The sequence below is a fragment of the Aciduliprofundum boonei T469 genome, assembly GCF_000025665.1.
GTDB classification, from domain to species: domain Archaea; phylum Thermoplasmatota; class Thermoplasmata; order Thermoplasmatales; family Aciduliprofundaceae; genus Aciduliprofundum; species Aciduliprofundum boonei.
Genome location: NC_013926.1, coordinates 192,930 through 216,527 on the forward strand (window position 1 = coordinate 192,930; position 23,598 = coordinate 216,527).

General features: G+C 40.1%; 20 protein-coding genes and 4 tRNA genes. 7 read left to right on the top strand and 17 right to left on the bottom strand.

The window, feature by feature from the left end:
- Positions 1-28 precede the first annotated feature (28 nt).
- Both ABOO_RS00955 and pheS read right to left on the bottom strand, forming a co-directional pair.
- Positions 29-145 (bottom strand) — tRNA-Tyr (locus ABOO_RS00955).
- Positions 146-181: 36 nt separating this feature from the next.
- A complete protein-coding gene (gene pheS, locus ABOO_RS00960; protein ID WP_012997065.1) occupies positions 182-1,642 on the bottom strand; it encodes a phenylalanine--tRNA ligase subunit alpha in 1,461 nt (486 codons plus the stop codon).
- A 48-nt stretch (positions 1,643-1,690) separates the two neighbouring features.
- Here pheS and ABOO_RS00965 point away from each other — a divergent pair, with 48 nt between their 5' ends.
- Positions 1,691-3,010, top strand: a complete 1,320-nt coding sequence (locus tag ABOO_RS00965) for a phosphohexomutase domain-containing protein (protein ID WP_012997066.1) — start codon at positions 1,691-1,693, stop codon at positions 3,008-3,010.
- Here ABOO_RS00965 and ABOO_RS00970 read toward each other — a convergent pair.
- From ABOO_RS00970 to ABOO_RS00990, 5 genes are all read right to left on the bottom strand, one after another.
- Positions 3,003-3,956 carry a replication factor C small subunit gene (locus tag ABOO_RS00970; protein WP_008084997.1) on the bottom strand — a complete coding sequence of 318 codons (954 nt, stop codon included), beginning with the start codon at positions 3,954-3,956 and terminating at the stop codon, positions 3,003-3,005. The two genes, ABOO_RS00965 and ABOO_RS00970, sit on opposite strands and share 8 nt — an antisense overlap.
- 160 nt (positions 3,957-4,116) lie before the next feature.
- Positions 4,117-4,755, bottom strand: a complete 639-nt coding sequence (locus ABOO_RS00975) for a CPBP family intramembrane glutamic endopeptidase (RefSeq protein WP_012997067.1) — start codon at positions 4,753-4,755, stop codon at positions 4,117-4,119.
- A 2-nt stretch (positions 4,756-4,757) separates the two neighbouring features.
- Positions 4,758-4,842 (bottom strand) — tRNA-Ser (locus tag ABOO_RS00980).
- Positions 4,843-4,982: 140 nt separating this feature from the next.
- Entirely contained in the window at positions 4,983-6,125 is a 1,143-nt protein-coding gene (locus ABOO_RS00985) for a hypothetical protein (RefSeq protein ID WP_008086711.1), read from the bottom strand.
- A gap of 60 nt (positions 6,126-6,185) precedes the next feature.
- Positions 6,186-6,926 (bottom strand): hypothetical protein, encoded by a 741-nt coding sequence (locus tag ABOO_RS00990; protein ID WP_008086714.1) that lies wholly within the window; start codon positions 6,924-6,926, stop codon positions 6,186-6,188.
- Positions 6,927-7,117: 191 nt separating this feature from the next.
- Between ABOO_RS00990 and ABOO_RS00995 the strand changes: the two genes are divergently transcribed.
- Both ABOO_RS00995 and ABOO_RS01000 read left to right on the top strand, forming a co-directional pair.
- Positions 7,118-7,191, top strand: a tRNA-Thr gene (locus ABOO_RS00995).
- Positions 7,192-7,239: 48 nt separating this feature from the next.
- Positions 7,240-7,321, top strand: a tRNA-Ser gene (locus ABOO_RS01000).
- On the opposite strand, the gene ABOO_RS01005 is transcribed toward ABOO_RS01000, so the two are convergent.
- The 4 genes from ABOO_RS01005 to ABOO_RS01020 all read right to left on the bottom strand — a co-directional run bounded on the left by ABOO_RS01005 (position 7,322) and on the right by ABOO_RS01020 (position 10,089).
- Positions 7,322-8,020 (bottom strand): GtrA family protein, encoded by a 699-nt coding sequence (locus tag ABOO_RS01005; RefSeq protein ID WP_008086709.1) that lies wholly within the window; start codon positions 8,018-8,020, stop codon positions 7,322-7,324.
- Between the two features lie 65 nt (positions 8,021-8,085).
- Positions 8,086-8,943 (bottom strand): ketopantoate reductase family protein, encoded by an 858-nt coding sequence (locus tag ABOO_RS01010; RefSeq protein ID WP_012997068.1) that lies wholly within the window; start codon positions 8,941-8,943, stop codon positions 8,086-8,088.
- The gene (locus ABOO_RS01015; protein WP_008086722.1) at positions 8,864-9,349 is read right to left on the bottom strand and encodes a GtrA family protein; all 486 of its coding nucleotides are present in this window, start codon (positions 9,347-9,349) and stop codon (positions 8,864-8,866) included. Before ABOO_RS01015 ends, ABOO_RS01010 begins: the two co-directional genes overlap by 80 nt.
- Positions 9,346-10,089, bottom strand: a complete 744-nt coding sequence (locus tag ABOO_RS01020; RefSeq protein ID WP_008084931.1) for a tetratricopeptide repeat protein — start codon at positions 10,087-10,089, stop codon at positions 9,346-9,348. Before ABOO_RS01020 ends, ABOO_RS01015 begins: the two co-directional genes overlap by 4 nt.
- 74 nt (positions 10,090-10,163) lie before the next feature.
- Here ABOO_RS01020 and ABOO_RS01025 point away from each other — a divergent pair, with 74 nt between their 5' ends.
- Positions 10,164-12,023 (top strand): ATP-dependent DNA helicase, encoded by a 1,860-nt coding sequence (locus ABOO_RS01025; protein ID WP_008086720.1) that lies wholly within the window; start codon positions 10,164-10,166, stop codon positions 12,021-12,023.
- 111 nt (positions 12,024-12,134) lie between these two features.
- Here ABOO_RS01025 and ABOO_RS01030 read toward each other — a convergent pair whose 3' ends face one another.
- Genes ABOO_RS01030 through sdaAB form a run of 3 tightly spaced genes read right to left on the bottom strand, consistent with a single transcriptional unit; the run spans position 12,135 to position 18,759 of the window.
- The gene (locus tag ABOO_RS01030; protein WP_012997069.1) at positions 12,135-17,201 is read right to left on the bottom strand and encodes an ATP-dependent helicase; all 5,067 of its coding nucleotides are present in this window, start codon (positions 17,199-17,201) and stop codon (positions 12,135-12,137) included.
- 53 nt (positions 17,202-17,254) lie between these two features.
- Positions 17,255-18,106: an L-serine ammonia-lyase, iron-sulfur-dependent, subunit alpha gene (gene sdaAA, locus ABOO_RS01035; protein ID WP_008086645.1), complete on the bottom strand. Its 852-nt coding sequence runs from the start codon at positions 18,104-18,106 to the stop codon at positions 17,255-17,257.
- Positions 18,107-18,108: 2 nt separating this feature from the next.
- Positions 18,109-18,759, bottom strand: a complete 651-nt coding sequence (gene sdaAB / locus ABOO_RS01040) for an L-serine ammonia-lyase, iron-sulfur-dependent subunit beta (protein WP_012997070.1) — start codon at positions 18,757-18,759, stop codon at positions 18,109-18,111.
- Between the two features lie 76 nt (positions 18,760-18,835).
- On the opposite strand from sdaAB, the gene ABOO_RS01045 reads away from it, so the two are divergent.
- Both ABOO_RS01045 and ABOO_RS01050 read left to right on the top strand, forming a co-directional pair.
- Positions 18,836-19,366 (top strand): LeuD/DmdB family oxidoreductase small subunit, encoded by a 531-nt coding sequence (locus ABOO_RS01045; protein WP_008086629.1) that lies wholly within the window; start codon positions 18,836-18,838, stop codon positions 19,364-19,366.
- Entirely contained in the window at positions 19,359-20,210 is an 852-nt protein-coding gene (locus ABOO_RS01050; protein ID WP_012997071.1) for a DMT family transporter, read from the top strand. Before ABOO_RS01045 ends, ABOO_RS01050 begins: the two co-directional genes overlap by 8 nt.
- On the opposite strand, the gene ABOO_RS01055 is transcribed toward ABOO_RS01050, so the two are convergent.
- Complete coding sequence (locus tag ABOO_RS01055) at positions 20,155-20,892, bottom strand: SIR2 family NAD-dependent protein deacylase (RefSeq protein WP_012997072.1); 738 nt, start codon at positions 20,890-20,892, stop codon at positions 20,155-20,157. The genes ABOO_RS01050 and ABOO_RS01055 overlap by 56 nt on opposite strands.
- 54 nt (positions 20,893-20,946) lie before the next feature.
- Here ABOO_RS01055 and ABOO_RS01060 point away from each other — a divergent pair, with 54 nt between their 5' ends.
- Positions 20,947-21,642 (top strand): hypothetical protein, encoded by a 696-nt coding sequence (locus ABOO_RS01060; protein ID WP_008086611.1) that lies wholly within the window; start codon positions 20,947-20,949, stop codon positions 21,640-21,642.
- 1 nt (position 21,643) lies between these two features.
- On the opposite strand, the gene ABOO_RS01065 is transcribed toward ABOO_RS01060, so the two are convergent.
- Both ABOO_RS01065 and ABOO_RS01070 read right to left on the bottom strand, forming a co-directional pair.
- Positions 21,644-22,492 (bottom strand): ribose-phosphate diphosphokinase, encoded by an 849-nt coding sequence (locus ABOO_RS01065; RefSeq protein WP_008086642.1) that lies wholly within the window; start codon positions 22,490-22,492, stop codon positions 21,644-21,646.
- Between the two features lie 54 nt (positions 22,493-22,546).
- On the bottom strand, positions 22,547-23,560 hold the full coding sequence (locus ABOO_RS01070; RefSeq protein WP_008086637.1) for a DUF1611 domain-containing protein: 1,014 nt from the start codon (positions 23,558-23,560) through the stop codon (positions 22,547-22,549).
- Between the last annotated feature and the right edge of the window lie 38 nt (positions 23,561-23,598).

Below are 23,598 nucleotides of genomic sequence, written 5' to 3' on the forward strand. Positions count from 1 at the left end.
ATTATAAAACTTTATCCATAAGAAGGAGTCCCGGCTCCCGGATTCGAACCGGGGACCTGCGGATCTCTGCTGAGCGGCGTTTATGCCCGCCCCGGGCATATCCCAACTACAGTCCGCCGCTCTAGCCAGACTGAGCTAAGCCGGGTCAAAGAGGAGAAATGAGAATTGGTATTTAAGATTTTCATCTTAAAAGGGGAGCGTTGCGAAGCCAGTCAATATCGCTGATGTACAATTCCCTTATATCCTTCAATCCCAGGGTTATCATTGCCAATCTCTCCAGGCCCAGGCCCCAGGCGAGAACGGGGTATTCAATTCCCAATGGCTCTGTGACCTCGGGCCTGAATATCCCAGCGCCTCCAAGCTCAAGCCATTGCCCATTATAATAAACTTCCACCTCCAAACTGGGCTCCGTGTAGGGGAAATAGGAGGGGCGGAACCTTATTTCCGGAAAGCCCATGAGAGAGTAAAATTCCTTGAGTATGCCTAGGAGAACTTGGAAATTGGCATCCTCGTCCATGTATATGCCTTCAATCTGCGTGAACTCGGGAAGGTGAGTGGAATCCATATTCTCCCTGCGGAAAACGCGCCCAATGGAGAACATCCGCACGGGCGGCTCGCGGTGCTCGTATAGGTAGCGTATGGAGTTCACCGTGGTGTGGGTGCGAAGCATGGCTTTCTGGGCGATTTCCTCGCTCCACTCGTACCTCCAGCCCCTGCTTATCCCGCCGCCCTTCTCGTGCATCTCCTTCACTTTCTCCATGTACTCTCTGTCCTCAACGGGTATCTTCGCGGGCCTTTTCAGATAGAATGTGTCCTGCATCTCCCTGGCGGGATGGTCCTGCGGGATGAAAAGCGCATCCATGTCCCAGAAGGCATTCACAACATAGGAGCCTTCAACCTCCTCGAATCCCATCATGAGGAATATTCTGCGTATCTTCTCAATTATCTGCGTTAGAGGGTGGAGCTTTGAGGTGTAAATCTTTGGGGCAAATAAATTCACATCATATCTCTTCAACTCATATTTTCTCCATTCCCCTGTTTGGATTAATTCTGGAGTGAGCTGAGTTATCTCTTCTTTTATTTCTATCCCCTGCTCTACAGTTCTTTTCCCAAGAGAGGTAAGGGATGCAAACCTGATTATTTTCTCCCTCTTCTTTATCATACCCTTTCTGTGCAAAAAGTCCTCAATTAGCTCTTTGTCAACCTCATCCTCCTTGAGGCATCCCTTCCTCAACCTTTCAAGCAGGGCTTTTCTTTTTTCAATTTCCTCATCAATATTCCTATAAATCAACTTTCCATCTTTAAGCGGAATTCCTAATTTTTTGAGATGCCCCATTCCAACGCTAACAACATTCTTTGGAAAAATGCGAAAGAGTTCTTTTATCTCAACCTCTCCCCTTTCCCTGAGGACTTCGTAAATCTGCGCCTCTGGCAAATCCTCATCCCTGTTCAAGCAGTATTCCACATCAAGCTTCTCCCTAATTTTCACCAATCCCTTTACCTTGAGCCAAGAGAGTGCATTCATAACCTCAACTAATTGGGAGAATTTGCCAAGTTTCATAATTTCATCAACACTCAAAACATCCTTATCGGAGGAGGACATTGCCAATAGAACTCTCTTCTCTAAATTACTGAGCTCCATACTTGGTATATGGGCAACTTCTTTAAATAATTTGCAATATACATGCCTATGCAATTATTCGGCACTGCAGGCATAAGGGGGATAACAAATAGAGATATCACCCCCGAGCTCGCCTTGAAAATTGCCCAAGCATATGGCTCTGTATTCTCAGGAGATATAGCAGTTGCAAGGGACACAAGGTACGGAGCTGAGATGATTGAGCGTGCTGTGGTCTCAGGATTGCAGAGCACAGGAAATAGAGTGCATCTCTTAGGCATCTTACCATTGCCCATATTTGCAAGATTTGTAGCCGATTTTATGGACGGAGGTATAATCGTAACGGGCTCTCACACTCCACCTCAGATAATGGGCATAGTGCCGGTAGATGAACTTGGAAGGGATATTTACTGGGATAAGGCAAGAGAGATTGAAAAAATATACAATAATGGCAAGGAAAAAACTGCTACTTGGGATAGGATAGAAGATACAGTTTTTGAGGATGCAGTAGAGCACTATATGAAATTCATTGAGCGAAAGGCAAAGAACTTATCTGGATTCAAAATTGCTGTAGACCCTGCAAATGGTTCTGGAGCGGGGATAATTGATAGAATTCTTGAGAATTTAGGAATGGATGTTTATTGCATTCATTGTGATAGGAGGCATGTTCCTGCAAGACCATCCGAGCCGAGAAAAGAAACGCTGCAAGAATTAAGAAAAATATCACCAAATTTTGATATTGGAATTGGCACTGATATAGATGCTGACAGAGTTTTATTTGCCTCTCAAGGGGAGATATTTTCAGAGGACACAATAGGGGCCATATTCGCAAAATTCTTTGCGAAGGAGAGGATGGTTACGCCTATAAACTCATCCTCCCTAATTGAATATGTGGCAAAGAGAAGTGGATTTGAAGTCATATACTGCCCAGTGGGGCCTCCAGAGATAGCAGAGCATATCCTGCGTTATAAGGCCTCATACGGATACGAGGAGACAGGAAAATACATATTTCCCCCAAAAACACTGTGGGGCGATTCCATATTATCAACAATCAATCTCTTGAAAATAATTGACTCACAAGGAAAGAGTTTAAAAGAATTGGCAAGCGAGTTCCCCAGATATTACCAAATAAAAGATAAAATTGCTGTGGAGAGGGAGAAAAAGAGAAAAATTGTGGATAAAATAGGAGAGTTTCTTGAAAGAAATATGCCACCGGGTGCAAAAAATATAGTTAGAGTTGATGGCGTAAAGATAATTTACGAGGATTCTTGGCTCTTGATTCGCGCCTCTGGCACGGAGGATGTTATTCGCATATTTTCAGATGCACCAAGTTTGGAAAAAGCTAAAAAATTGGTAGATTATGGGAAAAATTTGGTTAAAAATTTCATTTAGAGCCAGCAAGGGTGAAATAGGCAAGCAGCGCGTCCAATTGGATTCTTTCGTTAGCTCCTTCAACTATTCTGAACTCTATCTCCCCAGTTTTATCCAAGAGTTCAACTTTCAATCTATCATCTATGGGTAAATCGTAAATAACACGATGAATCTGTTTTATAACATCCTCTCCCGAGAGACCAAGCTCCACTAGCAGCTTATTCAATTTATTCCTTGCCTCTATAAAATCCCCTGCAAGGGCTTTTTTAAGAACATCTTCAACATCCTCTCTCTTAGCTAGACCTGTAGCCTTGTAAACTACTCCTTCATCGATGGTATCTGATATTGCTGCAGACATTTGAAGTATATTTATGGCCTTTCTCATATCTCCACCGGAAATATAAACTATGGCATTGAGGGCATCTTCCGTTATTTTCTTTCCTTCGCTATCCGCTATGTACTTTAATCTCTTCTTTATGTCCTCCGATTTAAGAGGAGTGAAACGGAACACGGCACATCTTGACTGTATGGGCTCTATTATTTTGGATGAATAATTACAGGATAATATGAACCTGCAGGTACGAGAATACATCTCCATGGTGCGGCGGAGAGCTGCCTGTGCATCTGGAGTGAGAGCATCCGCCTCATCCAAGAATATTATTTTGAAGCCAACATCATTTGGAGCTGCGGTTCTTGCATACTCTTTGATTTTTGTACGCACTATTCCTATACCACGCTCGTCACTTGCATTCAACTCATGAAAACTCGCTCTCCAATTCTCCCCAAACAATTCTCTTGCAAGGGCAATTGCGCATGTGGTTTTTCCCGTACCAGCTGGACCTGCAAAAAGGAGATGCGGCATGGTCTTTGCCTTAACATAGGATTTCAATCTATCAACAATCTCATCCTGCCCAACAACTTCATCTAAGCTCTTGGGCCTGTATTTCTCAACCCAAACATCTTCCATAGTTATGGTATGCCCTATGGTTTAAAAATTTTTGTCTCTGCAGGAGAGAAAGGAGGCATCGCTCTCTTCCAAGGCACTCGTGAACCTTCGCCTATTTAATTGAAAACAGTTCTACAATCCAATACTCTCTCAGTATTATCTACAAAGTATGACGGTTTCTTTATTCGGTGCTTGTTAATCTTTCAGCAATTTTGCCATTAAGATTGAATATTGCATGAGTAGCGTATGCAGGAAGTAAAGAACCGCTGATGGCTCTGAAATAGCCCGCAAGTAATCCCAAAATAAAGGCAGAGATGAGAATAGTAGCCAAGAATTTACGCGGTGTGTTTTTGAAAGGCAAGATATGTATAAGAGAAAACAACAATGCAGGAACTACTATGGCAATTAGGGTACCATATTCAAGCAGGGAAGATTCGAGGATCCCTCTGAAAAGGAACTCTTCTCCCAGTGGAGCGAGCAAGAGAAGCAGAAATGAAAATTCAAGAATATTGAGATTGCCCAAATCAAAGGGACCATTCTGCATATTGGTATTTTCCGCAACTCTAGACGCAATTAGTGAAAGAGGAAAAGCAATTATGAAAGCTGTGAAAATGGATATCACTGTGTAAAAAATGTCTATTTTCAATCCGTAGTATTCAAATCCACCAGTGAATTGAAAAACTATTAAGCTGAGTATTATGAAGACTGTCGATGTGCATCCAGCACCGATTTTTGCTTTTCTGGATGGGCACAATCCACCTACAATACTCCCACCCATAAACACTGCAAACCAGAGTAATATGCCCATCCATGGATTCATAGCGCCGGGGGAGGGATTTGAACCCTCGCACCCCTTAACGGAGTACAGGCTCTCCAGGCCTGCGCCTTACCACTCGGCAACCCCGGCTTAGGAACGGTTAATTATTTCTTTTATTTTATCTTTGTGGAATGCCCTCATATTCTTCCTCAAAAGTATTCCCATGATTTTATTTTCCTAAAGTATTATCTCCACAAACATTGCACCCACGAGGAGCACTAAAACTGTTACTATTCTATACTCACCTCCACATTGCCTAAATCGTTCCAAATATAACTCAGTTCTAGGCCCTTAAACGGAACATAACAGGTCTTGTAAGAATTCGCATTTGGTCTCACTGGTACCTCTACAGGTATTTTTCCAGAACCGTTATAGCTGTAGAACACCATAACCGGATATTTTCCCGGCTTTGTGTAGTTGTGCCATACTACCTTGCTTTTTGTGATTGTATAACTCCCGTCCATCCAGAATACATAAATGTTTGTGTAATTGTAAGGTGGTTGAATTTCTAATTTCACCTCTCTTTCTCCTATCTTTGCAATATTCACATTGGGAGTAGGAAGCGATGGAATATCCTCTTGTGGTATTATTTCGAGATTTACTATTGTGGAAAAGTCAAGAACATTTTTTCCATCTCTTATCCAGAATCCAAATTTCAAAGGTATGTGTGCGTAATCCAAAAGATAACTTACATTTATGTAATTAAACAAGATATACGCGGATGAGTAAATTCTAAGATTTTTCGCATTTGTAGTTATGTTATATGTAAGATTATCCCAAGGACCAAATAGACATACGAAAGAATTTGGAGATGCATAGTATACACCATCATTCTTCAACCATGTAGTATAATTGATAGTACTATTTCTATCCAACGAAATAACACTAGAGGACTTATCTACATCTAGAGATAGAGAGATATCTGCATCATATTTCTGTGTCTGCACTTCAGGGAGATTATATCCAACATAATCCTCTGTGAATTTTGTGAGATTTCCACGAAAGCCATGATAGGTTATATTTACTAGAAAACTATGATAACTCTCGTCAAGAGTTTTGGGATATATGCTAACTGATATATTTGCATATTTTATCCCCTGATATTCTAAATTCTCTGTAAAATTATAAATATGGTGGCTTTCCCACAAATTTTCCCAATAATTGAAAATTCCATCATAATCACTTTTCAAACGATTCTGATAAGCTGAATTAATATTATGGTACCTTGCAACCTTTTCTCCCATTGAAATATCTTTAATTTCCAAATGTGTTTTTTCTACACTATGATGTCCTGCAAGATAGTACCCACTTCCACCTACAACAAGCAGGATGAGAAGCACTATAGCCAAGAGGATTTTAGTTTTCTTGAGCATCTCCTATGCCTCCTTAGGGCAAATATATGATTTTCATCGTATATATCATTTTCCTGCCTTTTATTCCCCTGCAACTATTTTCAAAACTACCTGCGTTTTCAACTCGTGCATATCCGTCCACCCCAGCAACGATGGATGGCCGTAATATGCTGCAACAGTGAGGATTATTGTGTGGTTGAGATGCTGTGATAGCGAATCATCAAGATTTATCTGGAGAGCAAAACTAACACCATAGAAATTCTCGTTTTTCCTGTCTTTATTCACGCCAATCAGAACATGTTTGTAAAGCCAGTTGTAATAATAAGTCTCCCCCATATAGTTAGGCGTGGGATTTGGTGTGGCATCAAACCACAGATTTGTGCTTTTAATTCTGTTCTTTATCACAGGAATATCAAGATGCACATAATCATCCTTTCCATAATCATATCTTATCACCAATTTCTGCAGTATGTAATCCCCGCTCAGGCGCTCTGCGTATGCAGTAAGGTTGCCGCCAAGTTCATCGTAGCTATTGATATCATATAGATATTCACTACATCTTAAAACAATTCCAATCTCAAAATTTTTATTGGTGGAGAAATTCCCTGCATATTTGTTGATACCCAAAATATAATCTTCTTTGGAATAGTTTCTATAGACTGTGATGATTGAGGGATAGCTATTCAACACGGGCTTTTCCATATCCTTCTCTGGTTTCCACCACTTCACTTTGGGTTGCGAGGCAAAATATGCGCCTAAAAGAATGGCTATCACTACAATCGCTCCAATTCCGAGTAGCAGAGCTTTCATTCTCTTGCTCATCCTTTTACCTCCATGCATCATTCCCACATAGGCATTTCGTATTCTCTCAAATCAATAAAATGCATGTGAGTCGTTATATATATCCTTTATCACAACTATACAAAATTTCAAGATTGACTCAGAAATACAGAAAATTAGCTCATTCATCTCAAAGAAAAATTTATAAGCCATACAATTATCCACTTCTTAGCGCCACCGTAGCTTAGCCCGGAAGAGCGGCTGACTTGTAATCAGCAGGTCGGGGGTTCGAATCCCCCCGGTGGCTCTTTTCTCGGAGCTAAATTAATATACAAAATTTCCATACGCAATTACAGCGGGGATGGCCGAGCGGTACGGCGATGGCCTGCTAAGCCATTGGGCTATTGCCCGCGGGGGTTCAAATCCCCCTCCCCGCGCTATTTAATCTTTTGATACTTGGAAAAGAAAACATGGGCATTTGTAATATAAAAGTTCCAGAGACTCGCAAAAACTATACCTACAAAATCAGCAATGATATAATTAATTCCCAAGCGATTGAGAACCCAGTATGTACCAACATTTATGAAAATCCCCATAATTAGTGTGAAATGATAGGCACCCATTCTCCACCATATAGAGCGTGTATAAACCCTATTTGAAAATACCCAATAATTGTTCATTAAGAAAGTGATTATTATACTTATCTCTATTGCAGAGACTAGAGATATTAAATCAGGAATTTTTAAAATTTTGAAAAGAATGACAAAGAATACCATATTGATGAGAACTCCCGCAATACCTGTTGAGAAATATTTAACAACAACCCACATAACCTTATACTCCCTTAAAACTATGAGAAGATCCTTTCTTCTGCGCCTATTAGATTTAATTTTACTAGATATAACAGAGGCAGTTTTATAACTACCATTAACCAAGATTTCCGCTAAATTCCTATCTTTATCAATACCATAAATCTCACCATTATACCCAAATATAGGTGCAAGGGGATTGTATTTTAAAGACGGAAAAAATACCTTAAGGATAAATATCAATAATCTTGTAATCCAATTATCATCATACACGAGCACAAGATCATACTTCTTCATTTTTTCCCTAATTTCATCTTCTAACTCCATGCGTATAAGATAATTAGAATCTTGCTAATATAGTATTCTATCAAATCTATAATAGAATCTTTGGCTCATCCCTTTTCCAGATACTTTATCATTTTATAGAGGATATACATGCATTTGCTGTTGGAGAATGGCTTTATTATATAATCTGCCTCCGTCTTTCTTCCTCTCTTAATATCCTGAAGCATACTGGACTCATTATCCCGAGTTTTTAAAACAACATCTTGAACAAGGGAATAAACATCCTCATTTATTCCTTTTTTTTGAAGAAATAAAGATAATTCCTCAGACATGCACTTGGCTATTGATCTCAAATTATCATCGTTCCATATCTCCCCATTTTTAATCGAGAATATTGCTGTGAGCGGGTTTATAACAGCGTTTACTGCTGCCTTAACCCACCTTCTCTCCATTATATCATTAACCACCTCTGTTTTCAGTCCACTTTCTGTGAAATTTTTTGCAATTTCAAAAACTCTCTCTGTGAGTTCTCCACTTTTCTCTCCAATAAATGTATCTCCGTAACCGGCATGCTTAACTATTCCCGGAGAGATTAGCATCGCTCCATGGGTCGTCACACCGGGTATAACATCAAAATCCTTCAGCATATCCACTATTCCCACGCCATTTTGGAAGGTTATCAAGATCTCATCCTTATACTCCATCTTTATCTCCCTTATTGCCTCTTCCGTTTGATATGCCTTTACAGCCAAGATTATAATATCATAACCTCCAGGATAATGCTCAGCCACAGGAATATTAAACAAACCTTCGGTAAATCCTTCAACCCTTAAACCGTTCTCTTTTATTGCTCTATAATGCTCTCCTCTTGTTATTAAAAGCACATCATTTCTTTTTGCCAGTATGGCTCCTAACACGCTTCCAAGAGAGCCTGCCCCGAAGACCGCGACTCTTATTTTTTTCACCTCCAACAAACACGGTTTTTCTGCTCACAACATAATTCCAAAGAGCTGCGGCACCCACACCCATAAAATAAGCGGTTCTCATAGGGGTATGAATCAGAAGAAAGAAGGAAAATACTATCGTCTGTATTATAAATCCTCCAAATAGGGCACCATGATAAGCGACCAATCTTTGCCAAACATTCAGCTTATACTTCTCTTCTCTAAAAACCCACACATCATTGGGATAGAATGTAACCAAGATTCCTGCTTCAACAGATAACAGGTAAGGCACTATGTAAGCCAGAGGACTGGCATCTTCTGGAAGTTTGTGAGTAAAATAAGTAATTATCGCCGAGCCAACTGCTGCACCTAAAACCCCAACAAGGGTGAACTTTACGAATGTAATTATTTCCTTTTTACTATTCATTCTTCCAGCCCTTCCAACGCCTCTCTAATCTCCTCATCATCTGGGCTCCTGCGAAGCGCCTCTCTCAGCGCCCTTTTTGCTTCCTCCTTCATATCCATATTGGCATATGATATCCCCATAGCGTACCAAGCATCAGGGTCATCTGAAATTTCAATGCATTTCTTAAATGCCTTAATCGCCTCTTTGTACCTCTCCAAATAATGCAAAGCTAAGCCCTTATTGTACCACGCGTTGTCATAATCATCCTCTAAGGCAATAGCCCTTTCGGCAGCCTCCAGTGCTTTTTCATATTTCTCCTGAAACAACCTCGCTACAGCAAGATTGTTCCACGCCTCTGCATCTTCTGGATTGATTTCCACCAGTTTAGAATAATACTTCTCTGAAATATCATACTTCTCCTGAGCGTCATAACAAGATGCAAGATTATACCAAGCATCTATATTCTCGGGATTTATCTCTGTAACCCTCCTGAAGTATTTGGCTGCCTCTTTATAATTCTCGCTATCAAAAAGAAGCATACCTTTCAAGAGAAGCAAATCCTCATCCTCCTGCTCTTTAAGCAAAGTATCCACTATTTTAAGAGCTTCATCATCCTTCTCCATAGACCTGAGAATGTATGCTTTGTAGGTCATAGCCCTCCTATTCTCCCCTTTTTTCAGGATTTCATCAACGAGCTCTAAGGCCGGCTGATACAGGCCCATCTGCAAATATTTTTGTACATCTTCTTCCCATTGCTCCATAAAGATGGATTATCTCTTAGGATAAAAAAGTATTGTTTGGGAAGGTTTATTAATCTTGAGATTTTTGGCGCTTTGTGAGATTTCCATACAAGTATCGCAAAGGGCAAAAGGATATCGTCAAGGATATTGAAGAAGTCCTGGAGAATAGAATGCATATGGTATTTGAGGCCCCTACAGGCTCTGGAAAGACCATTGCCACACTATATCCCGCTGTAAAATACGCAATTAAGAACGATAAAAAAGTAATTTATTTGGTACATACAAATTCTCAAGAAAGGCAGGTAATAAAAGAAGCAAAGAAGCTCGAAATAAGGGCAATAGCCCTTCAAGGCCGTGCAAATCTATGTCCTCTTGCTAGGGAGAGAAACGAGTTGCAGCATGGCTCTCCAGATGAACTTGCTCTGCTTTGCAATAAATTGAAGAAGGATGTTAAAGAGGGAAATGAGAACGCCTGCATTTATTATGCAAACTATTTAAAAAATGGAAATGATATAAGAAAAATTATAGAGGAGAACCCAACAGCAGAGGAATTTTTTGAAAAAGCTATGAATTTAAAAATATGTGCATATGAAGCCATAAAAGATGCTCTACCAGATGCAACGGTGATAGTTTTCCCTTACATCTATTTTTTCTTTCCCTTTATAAGGCGTGGAATAATGGACAAAATTGGAGTGCCTATGGGGGACATTATTCTCATAGTTGATGAAGCCCACAATATTCCAGATTTCGCAAGGGAACTAAAAAGCATGGAGCTAAGCGTGAATTCATTAGAAAATATGGAAAAAGAGGCTCTGGATTATGGAAATCCACAAGTTTTGGGGCATAGTATAGCGGATATTGCAGAGTTCTTAAAAGAGGCAATCTACAAGATGCAAAAATTTGTTGAAGATGAAGAGGGAATAATACCACATTATGCCTTTGAAGAAGAGGTATCCAATGTTTTGGGAATTAGCATAAACGACTTTGACACTTTAGCCAAGGATTTAATTTATTATGGTGAGATGGTGAGAGAGAACAAGGTAAAGCATAGGAAACTTCCAAGATCCTATATGTATCATACTGGCTCATTCCTGTATTTCTGGAGAGAAGCGTATTCTTACGAGTACATACGTCTAATAAAATGGGGCAAAACGCTATCTTTAGAGGTCTATTGCCTAGACCCTGCAACTGTTACGGATGCTTTGCTCAATGTTCATTCCTCCATCCATTTATCGGGAACTTTAGTGCCGAATGAGTACAAAAATATAGTTGCACTTCCAGATAATACAATAACAAAAAGGTATCCATCACCCTTTCCCAAGGAGAATCTAAAAATTTTATATGTGGATGATGTCACCACAAAATACGGAGAGGTAGATGAAAACCTGCCCCGCATTGCCGAGCATCTAACAAAAATAATCAGCATCGGGAAAAACACCGCTATATTCTTTCCCTCATACTCGCTTCTATCAAAAATTAAAGAATTGCTTGATTCAAAAATTTTGAGCGAGGAGAGGGGCATGAAAACATACAGTCTGTTTCAGATGATTGAGAATTTCAAAGAAAAAGGTGGTTCTATTCTCTCAGTAATAGGTGGAAGAATTTTTGAAGGTCTTGATTTTCCAGGCAAACTCTTAGAAATTGTTGTAATTGTAGGAATACCTTATCCAAAACCAACACCAAAAGTCAAAGCTCTTCAAAGATACTACGACTCGAAATTTGGCAACGGATGGGAATATGCATTTAGAATGCCTGCTTTGATAAAAATGCGCCAGGCCATAGGTAGATTAATAAGAAGCGAAGAAGACAGGGGCATTGCCATAATATTGGACAAGAGAGCCGCATCATTCAAAGGGGATTTACCCCTGGAAAAGGCAGAAAATTTAGTGAAAGAAATAAGGGAGTTTTTCCAAGGGAATGAAAAAGGGGAGGAGGGGCGTCATCGTGAGCCATAATAAGTGATTCGTATACGATTCGTATACCCTGTGTAGATGTATGCAAATCCACTATTTAAAATATTCGCCATGCTATTTGATAGCAAATACCGTTATTTTCTATGTTTCCAATTAAGAGAAATAATTTTTGAACAATCTTTTAGCTTCCTCTGTGGTGTATTTTTGTATTTTGACGCTTCTTTTGCGCATAATTGCCTTTACTATTCCTACAATTTCACCCTCTTTTATAACCATATATCCCTGAAAATCCATGGGTTTTATGTATTGCCAGAGCATAGATACTGGGTCCTTTGGGTCAAGAATAATAACATCATCGTAAATTTCGATATTTTCAATATTCTCCATATCCTCATTTGGAATTCTATAAAGATTTCCATCGTTGAGAAATATACCCTTGGTCAAATTCATCCTGTTTAGAATTTCTGCAGATTCATAACTTGAAACATATCCCCCACTCAAATGACAAACAATCTCGGGATTGACGAACCCTAAAATGTTAACCAAGTTCTCTACATATTTTTGAGAGGCATAATCCCTGGAGTATAAAGGCTTTATATAGATATAGCCTGAAGGATACTTTGCTATGTAATTTCCTGTGTAGAGAGATGTTAAAGCCCTCCTAGTTTTCTCACTTCCCAAAGGTGATTCTTCAATTATGCTGCGAACTTCCATCTTACCATACTTTTCAAGGATTTTCAATACAACTTCCATATCCTTATCTAAATGCATATTTTTCAAAGATTGGTAAATACCAACATTCTCCTTGCTCGCATAAATAATATGTCCCTGCAAATCCAATGTCTCATAGAGAAGCTCAGAGTGGTAATACTTTTCAATCTCTATGGGCTTGTAAGCACGTACATTTTCCAATGAATTGTGTAAACCCATTAAGAATCTCGCAACATCAAGAGTGGTTTTTAACTTTCTTCCAGATATAACCCTGCTCTTCCAGAGGAGATAAGCAAAGATATCTTTAGGGGAAAATTGAATGGAACTTACATCTCCCGAAACATAGTAATCTCCTATTCTCCTATAGCTCTCATTTTTAGGATCATTTGAAGTTATTACAATACTCTCTTTTGCAAGAATTTCATAAGCATTTTTATTTCCCATAAATTCATTTACATAAATATGGTCTGAGTGTCTCTTTAATTCCATAATGCTTAGGAGTTTTCCATCCTTCACATAAACATGACTCAAAACTTCTCCAAAATGGTCATAGAGCTCATTCAATCTTGTGTATATATAAGGGTCATCCGATGGGATGATATACTCTCCCTTACCATCTCCCTCAATATTCCCCTCGGTATAATAGAATATTTTTCCTCCTGCACTTATCTTCTTGAACTTCCCAAGATAATCTTTTGGATCCAGGGCCGTTATATTCTCAATATCTTTCTTCGTCAACGGACCATAGCCCTTCACTATTCTCTCAAAAAACTCTTCCATACTTCCATTTGGCTGTATTTTCATTATTTTGAAAGGATAATCTCCGGGCTTTTTGTTTGGTAAAACTTTGCGATATATGTACAGATTATTCTCCAATTTCTCAATTATTTTCTTTATTTCATGAGGATACATGTTGCTCATTTCTTTAAGCGTGGAAAATGTGGCTCTATCTCCAAGCAATCCTATCTGAGACAGGACTTTGCGATCATTTTCATTTAGCCCTCTTTTTCTATACACTGCTATTAGTAGAGGCAAAGTTGCTCTGCTTGCATAGCACAGCCTACCTCTCATAAATCTTCCATAAAGTACCTCTTCCCTTCTCAAAGCCTCTGTAAATTGCTCATAGGCATTTCTTATACGCATAGAATCCTCATTAAAAAGTACCAAGAATTTTTCAAAATACTCGTCCATGCCCATCTCTCTGACTATCTTTCCAAATCGATAGGCCTGCAAAGATTCTTCATCAATTCCTGATTCTTTCAAAATCTCGTTGTAATCGGAACGAAGCATGTACTGCTCTCCATAACCCACAAGAAACACGCCTTTAACAACCTCTCCCTCTTCAACCAAATATTTTAAAGCTTTCCTAATATCCTCCTCTGAAATATGCAGAGAATAAACTATCTCCTCAAAGGTTAGGGGAGCCCGGAAATAAAGGAGTTTTTTAATCAAAATCTCTAAAGCATAATTCCTTTCAATTGTTATTCTTTCTCTCCTATACCAGTATGTCTTACCTTCCTTTATTTTGCGTCCTACAAGGTATGCTTTTTCCATACTTTTCAAAATTTCCAATACCTCTTGCACTTTTTTCTTTTTCTCCTTGGCAATCTCTTCGGCAGTTTTTAAACCTTCAAACTCCATTATGTTATCAGAATTCTTGGAGTAAAGAGTCGCAAATATTGGATAATTTTGAGGTGTGGTCCAGAGAAGGCGTGTTGTGTAAACGGATACAATCTTATCATCCCAAATTAGTTCTTCAACCATCTTTTTGAGTTTATCGTTTGGTATCTCAGAGTAATCATAAATGTTTATACCCCTTCTCCGAAGTACATCAGTTCCGGGGGCTAAATCAAGAAAGCGCAAAATATCCTCTTTGCCCCTAACCTTTATCTTATTCTGAAAATAAGCACTTACTTGTGCCTCATCAAACATGGCAGCTAGTTCTTCCTTGGGTATCACTCTCTCCAAGAGTTTCATATGCAGTTCCTTGAGCAATGCACTGCGGTCTTCCATTAAAACTATATCCGAAATACCCGATAGAATTATGCTATGAGCAAAGATGCTGGGTGTATCGCTATATGGCACTATTTTAACTTCGATTTCACCATTTTCAATCTTCCTTAGAACTTCCTTTGCATGGGGCAAATCCATAACTATGTTGAATATCTCATTGTATGTCTCTTCCATAACTGGAAAATCCGGTATCTCGCTTAAAAGACGCAATATCTTATCGCTCCTAAGCTGCTGTCTTGCTACGGATATATCTCTTCCCTTGTATCTTCGCAGAACCATGAAAGAGCGAGATGCACAGTGTCTAAATCTCTGCTTGAAAAGCTCTGTATTAAATATGGCCCTCCGCAAGGCATCTTCAATCTCATCCGAACTTAAAAGATTCTTTATATCTTCAAGACGAATTCTACGCTTAAGGGTAAGCATAAAGGCATCATCGGTTATGCTTATACCAACATTTACACCATACTTCTCGGTTATTTTGAAAGCGTAAGCTCTTGAAAGGGCATCATTGACCCTCCTCCCAAACGGATAATGGAAAATTATGTTGTGTTTCCCTGCAGGGTCCACATACCCCTCTATCACAACCCTCTTGTGCGTGGGTACTATGTGGTGCATCCCCTGCTTTATATAAGATACGATACTTCTCGCACCCCTGTAATCCAGATAATAATCCTTCATCAAAATCTCAATCGTCTTTTTCTCTCCTCTCTCCCTTATATTTTTCTCTACAAACTCTCTAAATTTTCCAACTTCAACACTTAGATCAAATGAGCGGGGGAGCATCTCGCCAACCCAAGAAGGAACTGTGGGTCTCTTACCTGTGGCATCTTTCACTACAACTTTCCCAGTTCTTATGCTCAGCACTTCATAGCTTCTCGCACCTAAAACAAAAACATCTCCTTTCTGCAATTTTTCTACAAATTTCTCGCTTAAGCTGCCCAATCTCTTCCCTTCGTGGTCAATAACAAGATAATCTGCCTCATCTGGAATTGTACCCATGTTCATAAAATAAATCATTCTGCTACTGCGTTTCCTTCCAAATACCATGTCCTCCTCGTCAAACCATATCTTTGAATAAACTGTGTCCCCTAAAACATAGCCCCCGAGGTAGCGAAGCACTTGTATGAATTTCTCCTTGGGCAACTCGTGATAACAGTAAGAGGAGCGAATTATATTGTAGGCTTCATCCACATTCCACCTCTTCTCTATGCTCATACCCACTATGATTTGAGAGAGAACATCTAGAGAGTTCTTAGGAATTCTAACTCTATCAATCTTGCCATCGTATGCGCATTTAACCAATGTGGTGCATTCTATTAGCTCATCATTATCAAAAACCAAGAATCTGCCTTTAGCCGTGGCACCATAAGCATGTCCACTGCGCCCTATTCTCTGCAATCCCTTGGCGATGCTCTTTGGAGAGCCAATTTGCACAACCACATCAATGTACCCTATATCAATGCCCAATTCAAGAGATGTTGAAGATATAACAGCCTTCAACTTCCCCTCCTTCAATGCTTTCTCAACTCTCAACCTCGTTTCTTTGCTCAAAGAGCCATGATGCGCTTCTAAATTTTCAATACCCTTCTCCTTAAGCTTGTAAGCCACATGCTCAGTTCCACTTCTAGTATTTGTGAAAATCAGCGTTGTACGATGCCTGTTTATTATATCCACCAAAACATCGTACATCTTCTCATTTGCAACCTCGTAAGGCACGAGGGTTAAATCCTCAACAGGCGTTATAACCTTTAAATCAAGTTTTTTCCTCACCTCAACTTCAACAATACTCACATTCCTTGGCTCCTCCCCTTCATATCCAACAAGATACTTTGCAATCTCTTCTATGGGTGCTTGAGTTGCGCTTAGCCCTATTCGCTGAAAATTCTTGGCGAGATATTGCAACCTTTCAAGATTCAAAGATAGCATAACTCCCCTCTTATTATTTGCAAGCTCGTGTATCTCATCGACAATTACATACCTAACATCCCTGAAACTCTCTCTAAACTTTGGGGCTGTGAGAACGAGGGATAGGGACTCAGGAGTGGTTATGAAAATATGAGGAGGCTTCCGAAGCATTTTTTGTCTCTCTGCAGTGCTCGTATCACCAGAGCGAACTGCTACACGAATCTTTGGAATTTTGACCCCTTTGCTCTTAGCCAGATCTTTTATCTCTTCCAAGGGCACTTCAAGGTTCCTATGTATATCATTTGCAAGGGCTTTGAGGGGGGATACATAAACGCAGTAGACCTTATCCTCAAGCTTTCCCTCTTTGGCTAAAAGAAATAATTCATTGATAATGGATATGAAAGCAGTCAGAGTTTTACCACTCCCTGTGGGTGAAGATACAAGAACATTCTTACCTGAATGAATTAGGGGGATCGCATAAGCCTGAGGCTCTGTAAGCTCGGAATACTTGGAAGTAAACCACTCCCCTATAATCGGGTCAAAAAGCGATATCACCTCGTCCATGCTGTACATCTTAGTAGCTCTCTCCATTTATCTACCTCAGAATTGTAGGATTAGTGTATAAAAGCATAAAAGTTTTTGCCTCACAATTTTAAATTTCTCAGTATCCTTTTAGCAGTGGGGGTCGCAGCTATTCCCCCCTTCCCCGTCTCCCTTAAACTCTCAGGTAAAGCCCTACCGACCTTCTCCATTGCTTCTACAACTTCATCAAATGGTATAACGCTCTCAATTCCAGCCATAGCCATCTCAGCACTAGCAATGGCAATATTCACCGCAGTTGCATTCCTCTTCACACAAGGCACCTCCACAAAGCCCCCCACAGGGTCACATACAAGACCCATCAGAGATTTTAGAGCTATAGCAGCAGCGTGAGCGCATTTCTCCCCGTCCCCCGTGTAATAATATGTTAGCATGGCAGCAGCCATTGCAGCTCCAGAACCTATCTCTGCCTGACATCCTCCCTCCGCACCTGCCAATGTGGCTTTCTTGGAAATTACATCCCCAATACCACCAGCCACAATAAAAGAATTAAGCAATTTATCAAAATCTTCTTCCTTACTCCACAATGCATAAACTATACCCGACATAACCCCACAGGCACCAGCAGTTGGGCACGCTACGATTCTCCCCATTGCAGCATTACTCTCGGCAAAGCTCAAAGCGGATATCATTGCTACCCTGTTGAATTCGCTTATGAATTTTTGTTTGTAATTTTTCATCTTCCAAGCATTCGTACCTGTCATTCCCGTCAAGGTTCTCTGCTTCTTTCCAAAATTTCTGGCACCTTCTCTTATAATCGCTCTCAATATCTTAGCAGCTCCTTTCCTCGTAATTTCGGGTGGCACACCCATATTCTCATACTCAGTATCCAAAATTATCTCGTGCAAAGGCCTTTTTTTATCCTTGCTTCTTTTAACCAAATCCCCAAAATTCATCTTCAATCCCTCGGTATGTAAAATAACTCATAAACATAATCACATTCTTCCACTTTTTTTAAATCTTCCTTGGGCAAATTCTCATCCATTTCAATTATCCCTATCGCTATGTTCTCTGCAGCATTCACCCTGCGCATGTACAAATTCACGATATTCCTGGTGATATTTTTCAGAATCTTGCTCATAGCTCCTACCTTGTCCTTCATAACTAGAACCAAGGTATTGTACTCCCAAGCAATATCGCATTCAACATCCTTGATTCTAACTATCTTTATCTCTCCTCCCCCAATTGAAGAGCCCATCACATTGTAAATCTTCCCTCCTTTCCAAGTTTCAATAAGGACTGTGTTAGGATGCACATCTCCCAAATCCTCCTGGGCAAACTCATACTTGACTCCCAATTTATCTGCAATCTCATAGGCGTCCTTTATCCTTTCATCATTGGGCCTCATTCCCAAAATCCCTGCTAAAAGGGCTTTGTCAGTACCATGGCCTTTAAGGGTCTCCGCAAAAGAGCCATGAAGAGTGAACCTAACCTCCTCAGGAATACCTCCAGAAAATTTGTATGCAAATCTTGCAATTCTCAGAGCGCCAAGAGTGTGTGAACTCGAGGGCCCAACCATAACGGGTCCAAGAACATCCAGTATTGCCATATCTACTCTATAAGATGCATAAGAATAAATCTTTTTCGTGAGGAAAATTTATCTATATGCTTGAGATTTGCTTACTATGAAACCTCGCATAATTAAAGGAAGAATATGGATGATAAGGGACAAAGATGGGAAAAGAATTGATAACATTGATACCGATATGATTTTTCATAATAAATACCTCTACATCACAGATTTGAAAGAAATGGGTAAGTATGCGTTTTCCAATCTTCCAGGCTGGGAGGATTTTCCGAAAAAAGCTAAAGAAGGGGATATCTTGATCGTTGGTCGTAATTTCGGTGCGGGAAGCTCTAGGCAGCAGGCTGTGGATTGCTTCATTGCCCTAGGAATCTCAGCCATAATTGGTGAGAGCTTTGGAGCAATATACAAAAGGAATGTGATAAACTCTGCTCTTCCCCTCATTGAAGCTCCCGGGATATTTGAATCGGATTTAAACAGCGGAGATGTCATTGAGGTAAACCTCGAAACCGGGGAGATTTTCAAGGACGGAAAAATAATATTCAAGGCAAAGCCAATCTCAAAGGTAGCACTGGATATATACGATGCCGGAGGAATATTCGCATACGGGAAAACATTAGAAAATGCGTAGATTTACAGCCACCATATCTCTATTTCTCGTTTCTGTGGTGTGGGGCGCTACATTTCCCTTAGTGAAGGCTTCGCTTGAGTATATATCGCCCTTGGGATTCATAGCATTAAGATTCTTGTTGGGCTTTGTAGTCCTCGCAATTTTCCTGTTCAAAAGCTTAAAAAATAGCAAAGATGCTTTAATTCCAGGACTAATTCTTTCTATATTTCTCTTCCTTGGCTATTTCTTTCAAACTGTTGGATTGAAATATACCTCCTCATCCCATTCAGGGTTTATAACAGGCCTATATGTTGTTTTCACTCCTTTATTTGCAGTATTTATGATAAAAGAGAGAATCAGCGTGAGGGTATCAATCGCTGTTGTACTGGCACTAGTGGGTTTGTATCTACTCTCAAATATTGGTGGCGGCGTAAATTTTGGAGATTTCTTAACTCTTCTCTGCGCCATCGCCTACGCAATTCAAGTTGTTCTTGTGGCAAAATATAGTAGGATATACAACCCAAATACCCTAACCCTTATCGAGCTTGCCTTCGTCTTCATATTCTCCATTGGTGGGTGGGGTATTGAAGAATTCAGCATACATTGGAACTGGTTAATGATATTCGGAGTCGTATTCACCGGAATCTTTGCAACTGCTATAGCAATTCTTGTTCAAACCCATGCCCAAAGAGTATTACCCTCATCCCATGCAGCAATAATTTACACAACAGAGCCCGTGTTTGCAGGGATATTTTCATACATTTTCCTGGGGGAGGGATTGGGAATAAAAGGGATGATTGGTGCAGTCCTCATTCTTCTTGGAATGCTCTTAGTAGCCCTCGATAGAGCTCATCAAGAGCTTTAGTAGCTTTCTCCCTTATAACAAAATTTGCGTATCTGCTAATTGGCGTCTCTTGTGGATTTATCTCTATTATTTTTGCACCTTTACTCCAAGCGAGGCGAGGTAGATAGGCAGCGGGATAAACTTGAGCAGATGTACCTATGACAAGCATAACATCGCAGGATTCTGTAAGCTCATAGGCCTTATCCACATCATAAACCGGCTCTCCGAACCACACAACATCAGGACGGAGTAATCCCCCACATCTCTTGCATTTGGGGGGAATTTCTCTCAGAGGCACCTCGTAATTATAGTACCTTATGCCGCACTCTGTGCATTTAACCCTCCATATGTTTCCGTGCAACTCCACAACATTCTTGCTCCCAGCACGGCTATGCAGGCCATCAATATTCTGCGTTATAACCCAGAAATCGTAGAGATTCTCAAAGAGTGCAAGAACCTCATGGGCTCTGTTGGGCCTTGCTTTAGCTATATTTCTCCTCCTCTCATCGTAGAATTTCCACACCAATGCAGGATCTCTCTCAAATCCTTCAATAGTGGCAACCTTCTCAACAGGATACCCCTCCCAAAGTCCGCCTGTGCCACGAAATGTGGGTATCCCACTCTCGGCGCTTATACCTGCACCGGTGAGCGCGACAATTCTCTTGGCAGAGAGCAAGACTTTTATTACCTTAGAAAAGTCCATAAAACCGCATGAGTTTATGGTAAAAAATTTTATAGCCAAACAGTATTTTCGTCCATGGAATCCTACAGGAGGATTCTTAGGGGTATAGGAATCGATAATTATGATGTTTGGTACAATACCAGGAAAGTTCTAACTGTAGGGAATATCGTTACCTTTCTGCTCTTTCCATTAATCACCATCTACTTCCTTCACGAGATTTACACAGATAGGTATTCTCTCACAATTAACTACATATTTATGCTGCTCCCACTCATTTACTATGCCTTTGCTCTATATGTGTATTTTAAAGAGAGGAAGATTGAGGGATGGAGGATGGATACAAGGGTAAATTCACTGATATCATCCTCACCCATAGTTGTATCTATGCTAATAATTATAATTATCTCACTCTTCCAATATGCAATTACCGAAGAATCTATTATCAGAGTGTTTTTCTTGATTCTATCGGTGTTTTTAATTGCTCCAATTTGTTATACCATCTATTCAATGATTTTGGGATACAAGGTAGAAAAGATGGTAAAAAGAATCTACAACATTCCAGATTTGAAGAAAGAGGTTTTCAAGAGATTGAAGAACAAGTTTCCAGAGGCAAAAGAAAAGGGAAAGTATATAGTAATTGATGGAATAAAAGTTGAAGTGATAAACAGTAAATTGAGCAATTATGCTGGAACTGTGAAAATATATGGGTTGAGAGAATCAAATGCTTCAAAGGTAAGAAAAATAATGAAAATAGTTGATGTTCTTGGGTAAACTATAGAGATTTTATCGACTCGGCTATCACACCGGCCACAGTTATCTTGCTATTCCCTCCTTCTATGGTATCCGTGGCAGCGAAATCATTGACCTTGCGCATATTCTCCATAGCTCTACCTATGAACAGGCCATGGGTGCACACGGCGTATATTCTCTTCGCTCCTTGTTCCCTTAGCTGATCAGCAGCTCTTGCTATTGTACCCCCCGTGGAAATTATATCGTCCACAATGCCAACGGTCTTACCCTCGGCATCCAGATTCTTGGGCTTTATTATGACCTCTGTACCGCTCAATCTAGTTTTTTCGAGATAATCAAACTCAACACCCATCTCCTGGGCTACATATCTCGCCCTCTTATATCCTCCCTTGTCTGGAGATATCACCATATCCACACCCTTGGTCTTGAGCCACTCTGCAATTGGTTTTGTGGCATGTAGGTGCTTCGTTTGTATATCGAACCAAGTGAGAACATTCTCAGAATGCAAATCCATACCTATAAAATAATCGGCATTCATCTCTATGTGCCTTACCATAGCCCTCGCGCTTATTGCTTCACCTTTTTTGAATATCTTGTCCTGGCGAGAGTACCCAAAGTAAGGAATGACAGTTATTATTTTCTTCACTCCTATTTCCCTCAGAGCATCCTGCAAGAGAAATAGCTCGATTATTTTCTCATTTGGATAGGTGGTTTGAATTAGCACTACTTCCTCATCAACATCACCATCAATGCGAACATAGAGCTCTCCATCGGGGAATCTTTCAACATGGGGCCTTATAAAATCTTCACCAAGAATCCTTGCAACCTTCTCTCCAAGGCCTATGGATGCACTTCCAGCAATAACATTCATAGTGGGTTATGGAAAATAAGATAAAAAAATTTTGTGAAGTAAAATATTTCATCATTACCCAAACATTCTTTTGAAGAATCTACTCGCTCCAAAGCGCAATACATCCTCGGCGGGCAATCCAAGCTCGTTTTCCACCTTATCTTTGAACTTGATTATCTCCTCGTCACTCATTTTCTCTCCATCTATGGCTATACCTACAACCTTTCCACCAGATACACTTTCGGCAAGAGATTCATACAATTCAATAGATCTCTCTAAACTTTGTATAGGAAAGCCCTCGTAATCGTGATGGTCTTTTCTAGTTGGGTCATGTGCTAAAACTATTTTCTTTGCATATGAGCCATGGAGAATTGCAAGAGTTACTCCACTATAGGCAGGATGGGTCAAATCGGCTTGTCCCTCCACGAACACCATCTCATAACCCATAAATTGCTTTACCAACTCCTCCATAGCTCCAGCCATAAAATCCCCAGGAATGCGATCAATGACATATCCTGCATCCGCTCCCACCATTATACCTGTTTGTCCAGTAGCCACAAAGGCAGCTTTTCTACCTCTCTTCATAGCTTCTCTATAAAGCTCAACAGTCGTTATCATCTTACCCACGCTGCAATCCGTACCTGCTACCAAGATAGTGGGTGCATTTCTTCCACTACCATCGGCCACTTTCAGCTCTTTTGGAGGTTTTCGAACATCCCATATCTTGGCACCATTCCTCTCGGCAATTTTGCTAAGTTCTGGATCCTCACTTAAGAAATCATGTAATCCAGAAATTACCATCTTTCCGTTTTCCAAGGCAATTTTTATCTCGTCTTTCCAATCTGCAGGCAATTTTCCACCGATAGGGGCAACACCGATTATCAACGCATCGTAATCCTCTGGAACTTGGGATATGTGCGCATATATGGGTACATCCCTCCCCTTAGGAAATATATCCTTCGCGCTCTTCCCAGCATTACTCCTGTCAAGAATACCAACAATTTCATGCGGAGAGTAAAAGTACACGCCCCTCGCAGTTTTTCCACCTTGAATGGCAAAATAATCGTGTGCAAGTATCAGTACCCTCATAGAAAAGTGTAGGAATGCGAATATATAAAGATATCTCC

Coding starts and splice junctions, on each gene's coding strand:
- pheS (WP_012997065.1), bottom strand. CDS start 1,642: ATGGAGCTCAGTAATTTAGAGAAGAGAGTTCTATTGGCAATGTCCTCC.
- ABOO_RS00965 (WP_012997066.1), top strand. CDS start 1,691: ATGCAATTATTCGGCACTGCAGGCATAAGGGGGATAACAAATAGAGAT.
- ABOO_RS00970 (WP_008084997.1), bottom strand. CDS start 3,956: ATGGAAGATGTTTGGGTTGAGAAATACAGGCCCAAGAGCTTAGATGAA.
- ABOO_RS00975 (WP_012997067.1), bottom strand. CDS start 4,755: ATGAATCCATGGATGGGCATATTACTCTGGTTTGCAGTGTTTATGGGT.
- ABOO_RS00985 (WP_008086711.1), bottom strand. CDS start 6,125: ATGCTCAAGAAAACTAAAATCCTCTTGGCTATAGTGCTTCTCATCCTG.
- ABOO_RS00990 (WP_008086714.1), bottom strand. CDS start 6,926: ATGAGCAAGAGAATGAAAGCTCTGCTACTCGGAATTGGAGCGATTGTA.
- ABOO_RS01005 (WP_008086709.1), bottom strand. CDS start 8,020: ATGGAGTTAGAAGATGAAATTAGGGAAAAAATGAAGAAGTATGATCTT.
- ABOO_RS01015 (WP_008086722.1), bottom strand. CDS start 9,349: ATGAATAGTAAAAAGGAAATAATTACATTCGTAAAGTTCACCCTTGTT.
- ABOO_RS01020 (WP_008084931.1), bottom strand. CDS start 10,089: ATGGAGCAATGGGAAGAAGATGTACAAAAATATTTGCAGATGGGCCTG.
- ABOO_RS01030 (WP_012997069.1), bottom strand. CDS start 17,201: ATGGAGAGAGCTACTAAGATGTACAGCATGGACGAGGTGATATCGCTT.
- sdaAA (WP_008086645.1), bottom strand. CDS start 18,106: ATGAATTTTGGGGATTTGGTTAAAAGAAGCAAGGATAAAAAAAGGCCT.
- sdaAB (WP_012997070.1), bottom strand. CDS start 18,759: ATGGCAATACTGGATGTTCTTGGACCCGTTATGGTTGGGCCCTCGAGT.
- ABOO_RS01045 (WP_008086629.1), top strand. CDS start 18,836: ATGAAACCTCGCATAATTAAAGGAAGAATATGGATGATAAGGGACAAA.
- ABOO_RS01050 (WP_012997071.1), top strand. CDS start 19,359: ATGCGTAGATTTACAGCCACCATATCTCTATTTCTCGTTTCTGTGGTG.
- ABOO_RS01055 (WP_012997072.1), bottom strand. CDS start 20,892: ATGGACTTTTCTAAGGTAATAAAAGTCTTGCTCTCTGCCAAGAGAATT.
- ABOO_RS01060 (WP_008086611.1), top strand. CDS start 20,947: ATGGAATCCTACAGGAGGATTCTTAGGGGTATAGGAATCGATAATTAT.
- ABOO_RS01065 (WP_008086642.1), bottom strand. CDS start 22,492: ATGAATGTTATTGCTGGAAGTGCATCCATAGGCCTTGGAGAGAAGGTT.
- ABOO_RS01070 (WP_008086637.1), bottom strand. CDS start 23,560: ATGAGGGTACTGATACTTGCACACGATTATTTTGCCATTCAAGGTGGA.